At 47.9% G+C, this 3,389-nt stretch carries 3 protein-coding genes; all 3 read right to left on the minus strand.

The window, feature by feature from the left end; all coding sequences use genetic code 11:
- Nucleotides 1-214: 214 nt before the first annotated feature.
- The gene (locus tag F6K38_RS37430; RefSeq protein ID WP_008184129.1) at nt 215-1,372 is read right to left on the minus strand and encodes a phage tail sheath family protein; all 1,158 of its coding nucleotides are present in this window, start codon (nt 1,370-1,372) and stop codon (nt 215-217) included.
- A gap of 171 nt (nt 1,373-1,543) precedes the next feature.
- Nucleotides 1,544-2,788, minus strand: a complete 1,245-nt coding sequence (locus F6K38_RS37435; protein ID WP_287265553.1) for a phage tail sheath family protein — start codon at nt 2,786-2,788, stop codon at nt 1,544-1,546.
- Between the two features lie 148 nt (nt 2,789-2,936).
- On the minus strand, nt 2,937-3,389 hold a 453-nt coding region (locus F6K38_RS37440), incomplete at its 5' end, for a carboxypeptidase-like regulatory domain-containing protein (protein WP_287360063.1).

Genomic DNA, 3,389 nt, shown 5'->3' on the forward strand with positions numbered 1-3,389 from the left:
CGGCGCGGGTGATACCATCGATTTCTACTTTGAAGTTGTAACCTCTGTATGGATCTTTTCGAGAAAATACCATCGTCAAAAACCTCCTAATATCCTAATAATTGCTGTTGACTGTTGCTAGCATGCCTATTGCTAGCATGCCTATTGCTAGCATGCCTATTGCTAGCATGCCTATTGCCTGTTGCCTGTTGCCTATTGCCTTGCTAACCCAGACCTATGCTGCTACTTTCACACCACTAGCACCGAGAATAATACGCACAGTAATAAACTCACTGGGAATAGCAGGTGCTAGACCAATTTCTGTGACTACCATCCCTGCTTCCCGCACTTCGGGTGGGTTAGTTTCAGCATCACATTTAATGTAGAAAGCTGTTTGTTCTGTTGGTCCTTTAAGGGCACCTTGCTGGAGTAAGTCTTCAAAATAGGCGGTCAACTCTCGCTCAATCCGTACCCATAACTTCAGCTCGTTTGGCTCAAAGGCCAGATCTGCTAGGTTCAGTTCCAGCCATCTGCCCACTGTCAGGAATAGCCGTTTTACGTTGACATAGATCCAATTCGCTTCATCGCTGAGGGTACGTGCTCCCCAAACTCGAATACCTCGTCCGGGAAAGGCACGCAGGCAATTAACCCCAAGGGGATTGAGAATGTCCTGCTCGCGATTGGTCAGATTGAACTTTAGATCCACTATTCCTTCAATAGTTTCGTTGGCTGGTGCTTTGTGAACGCCAAATTGTTGATCGCTACGGGCGTAAACTCCAGCAATGTGACCACAGGGGGGCATCCAGTCGGGACCGTTTTCAGCTTTAATCCAGGGATAATACAAAGCACCGTTTTTGCCTTGCAGTTTCGACCTTTGCTCTGTTACCCTCTCTAGAGACTGAGTCACCTGTACTGCTACTGGAGGGAGCGAGTCTAAGATGGCAAAGCGATCGCCAAGCAGATCACAGTGTTCTAAGATGACATTCTGCATCCTCAACACGTCATCCTGGTCAGGGTTTCCCCGCATTAGATCTGGCACACAGACCAAATCGATCTCATTCAAGGATGCGATCGCTCCTAGTCCTCCACTATCATCTCCCGGTCCTCCCAGTGCTTCTGTGATAGAAACTGTGTCTTCTAGCCGCACAACCAAGCAGAAGCTGCCACCATTCTCAAAGAACCCACGCACAGCATAAGCTAGGTAACCGTCAGCTAGAGGCTGACCAAAAGTTTCTGTGAATTGGGACCATAGGGTAAGTGACTGCGGGGAGTTAATTGGTCCAGTCTCGGCAAACCCTAGGAATACAGGTACACCTGTGAACAGTCCAGGGGCTGGTTTAGGGAATATCTCCTCTCGGTAGACACCTGGTGTCAGTTGCTGGGAAGTTACCATACTTTGATCTTCCTTGTTCCTATGGATTTGGGGTGTAAGCTTTGGGGTGTAAGCTTTGGGGTGTAAGCTTTGGGGTGGGACCCGGGCGCGCGCTGTGGGAAGATTTTGAGCAAAAAAACCCTACTCCCTACTCCCTACTCCCTACTTCCCTACTCCCTACTCCCTACTGGCCTAGCTACCACTAGGTCCTGCCCACTGGCTCAGGCGGAAGATCACAAATTCAGCTGGCTTGGTCACTGCTACACCAATTTCTGTTACCACCTGACCTAAATCTCTGACTTCTGGGGGATTGGTCTCTTCATCACACTTGACGTAAAAGGCTTCCTCAGGTGTATTCCCAAATAAAGCCCCTGTACTCCAGACATTGGTTAGGAAGGCGTTAATATTACGGGTAATCTGCGCCCAAAGTTCAGGATTATTGGGTTCAAATACCATCCACTGAGTACCTTCGTCAATAGATTCCCGTAGATAATTGAACAGGCGGCGGACATTGATGTACTTAAATTCTCCATTGGCATCACCACCGAGGGTACGTGCTCCCCAGACTCGAATATTGCCATTGAGATTACGGATGCAATTGATGCCTTGAGGGTTAAGTCCATCCTGCTGGGCTTTGCTGATGTTATACTTCAGACCCAATGCTCCTAATATTGTTTCATTCGCTGGAGCTTTGTGAACTCCTCGTTGTGTATCGACGCGGGCATAGAGACCGGCGAGATGACCACTGGGCGCTACATAGAGCAGACCATCGCCTTTGGGGTTCTGTGTGTTGGTGGCTGGATCGAAGACTTGAATCCAGGGGAAGTAAAAAGCGGCATAATCAGATTTGCTAGGTACATTGCCATCCCCTGGTTGCATGGTTTTCCAAGTATCATCCAAATTTTCCTGACTATCCAAGATAGCGAAGCGATCCTGGGTCTTCTGTTGACAGTGAGTGATGATGGCATCGACAACACTGCTGTTGGTAATGCCAGGGGCAGCAACGATCGCAATTTCGTCAATAGGCTCAAATGTATTTTCTAGGAAGTCAGCCGTAATCTCACTCTCTGCTGCTGCCCGCACCACATAGCAGCGAGTACCACCGTTGTTAAAGAATCCATAGACGGCGTGAGCTAGCTGACGCTGACCTGGATCGGTTGAGAAGTCTCCAAAGAACTTCTTGAACTCACCAAAGTTAGTACACAGCTTTACCTCACCACTAGTAACAGGAGATGAAAAAGGCTTTGTAATATGAGCTGGATTATTGGTTGGATCTATGTCTTGGCTTGGGTCATAGGCAGGGTTTGGTTCTGGAACGTCTATCGAGTCCGGTACGACACCGATAAAACCTGCTGTGCTGGTCCCCACTCCCACAATTGGAGCAGAACCGGAGGAAACTTCCTCGACGTATACACCGGGCGATAAATAGGTTGGCATTTTCTCTACTCCTTGAATAAGTCAAATCAAAGGCTGGATGTGAGCAAAGCTCTCTAACTCTTCGGTTGATATAACTAGGTGTTTCCTAGTTTATTTACTCTGGTCAGAGAAAAATCTTTAAAGCTCTCTAACTCTTCGGTTGATATAACTAGGTGTTTACTACCCCATTTTTTCTGGTCAGAGAAAAATCTTGAATGGTCACTTGCCCTTGGTTCAAGTCTACAAGTTGAGAGGTTTCTTGCTGGTAGCCTTGGGCAACAACTTTAACTATAACCTGGCGAGGACTTGATGTATCCCTAGATGCTTCTAAACCACTCAGGAGATAGTTCCCATCGTTGTCAGCAAAGGTATACTCACCACTCCCCTCAATCTCGACTTTGGCCATAACGACAGCTTGATCGTCTGAGTTGTTGGTGACGTTACCCTCGAGAGCAGTTGGTTGGAAATAGAAATTAACAGTAGGTATCGCGATCGCACCAGTTTCTGGATCTCTTGACACCTCAACCTCGGTCTGATCGGATTCCGGATCAGAACCAGGCGGTATAGTTTTGATGGTTGGGTCAGCACTATAGCGAGTACCCGTACCTGGCAAGGAAGCCGA

The sequence above is a fragment of the Moorena sp. SIO3B2 genome (assembly GCF_010692525.1).
GTDB lineage: Bacteria > Cyanobacteriota > Cyanobacteriia > Cyanobacteriales > Coleofasciculaceae > Moorena > Moorena producens.